This is a genomic window from Telluria sp. PB2R4, from assembly GCF_059685695.1.
Genome location: NZ_JCASIC010000028.1, coordinates 1335 through 3062, shown reverse-complemented (window position 1 = coordinate 3062; position 1728 = coordinate 1335). Strand labels below are relative to the sequence as shown.

Below are 1728 nucleotides of genomic sequence, written 5' to 3'. Positions count from 1 at the left end.
TCTATAGCCTACCAAGGTTATAGGGACAAGCCGTACGGGCAATTAGTACTGGTTAGCTTAATGCATTACTGCACTTCCACACCCAGCCTATCAACGTCCTGGTCTCGAACGACCCTTCAAGGAGCTCAAGGCTCCGGGAAATCTCATCTCAAGGCAAGTTTCCCGCTTAGATGCTTTCAGCGGTTATCTCTTCCGAACTTAGCTACCCGGCAATGCCACTGGCGTGACAACCGGTACACCAGAGGTTCGTCCACTCCGGTCCTCTCGTACTAGGAGCAGCCCCCTTCAAATTTCCAACGCCCACGGCAGATAGGGACCAAACTGTCTCACGACGTTTTAAACCCAGCTCACGTACCACTTTAAATGGCGAACAGCCATACCCTTGGGACCGGCTACAGCCCCAGGATGTGATGAGCCGACATCGAGGTGCCAAACTCCCCCGTCGATATGAACTCTTGGGAGGAATCAGCCTGTTATCCCCAGAGTACCTTTTATCCGTTGAGCGATGGCCCTTCCATACAGAACCACCGGATCACTATGTCCTACTTTCGTACCTGCTCGACTTGTCGGTCTCGCAGTTAAGCACGCTTATGCCATTGCACTATTAGCACGATGTCCGACCGTACCTAGCGTACCTTCGAACTCCTCCGTTACGCTTTAGGAGGAGACCGCCCCAGTCAAACTGCCTACCATGCACTGTCCCCGATCCGGATAACGGACCAAGGTTAGAACCTCAAACAAACCAGGGTGGTATTTCAAGGATGGCTCCACGAGAACTGGCGTCCCCGCTTCAAAGCCTCCCACCTATCCTACACAGATTGGTTCAAAGTCCAATGCAAAGCTACAGTAAAGGTTCATGGGGTCTTTCCGTCTAGCCGCGGGTAGATTGCATCATCACAAACATTTCAACTTCGCTGAGTCTCGGGAGGAGACAGTGTGGCCATCGTTACGCCATTCGTGCAGGTCGGAACTTACCCGACAAGGAATTTCGCTACCTTAGGACCGTTATAGTTACGGCCGCCGTTTACTGGGACTTCAATCAAGAGCTTGCACCCCATCATTTAATCTTCCAGCACCGGGCAGGCGTCACACCCTATACGTCCACTTTCGTGTTTGCAGAGTGCTGTGTTTTTATTAAACAGTCGCAGCCACCAGTTTATTGCAACCCGTTCACCCTTCCACAGTAAAGTGGTCAAGCTACAAGGGCGTACCTTATCCCGAAGTTACGGTACCAATTTGCCGAGTTCCTTCTCCCGAGTTCTCTCAAGCGCCTTAGAATACTCATCTCGCCCACCTGTGTCGGTTTGCGGTACGGTCTCGTATGACTGAAGCTTAGAGGCTTTTCTTGGAACCACTTCCGATTGCTTCGTAGCACATGGCTACACGTCCCAGTCCCTTGAATTCCGCGCCCGGATTTGCCTAAGCGCCTTCTATGAACCAGAAACCAGCTATTCCAACAGCTGGACAACCTTCCGCGATCCGTCCCCCCATCGCATCATACGACGGTGCAGGAATATTAACCTGCTTCCCATCAGCTACGCATCTCTGCCTCGCCTTAGGGGCCGACTCACCCTGCTCCGATGAACGTTGAACAGGAAACCTTGGGCTTACGGCGTGCGGGCTTTTCACCCGCATTATCGCTACTCATGTCAGCATTCGCACTTCTGATACCTCCAGCATCCTTCACAAGACACCTTCGCAGGCTTACAGAACGCTCTCCTACCATAT

1 rRNA gene (cut by a window edge) is annotated in these 1728 nt (G+C 52.3%); it reads right to left on the bottom strand.

What is annotated here, in order from left to right:
• Window positions 1-21 precede the first annotated feature (21 nt).
• Window positions 22-1728 (bottom strand): 23S ribosomal RNA (locus tag AC56LU_RS23950); it runs 1259 nt beyond the window's last position.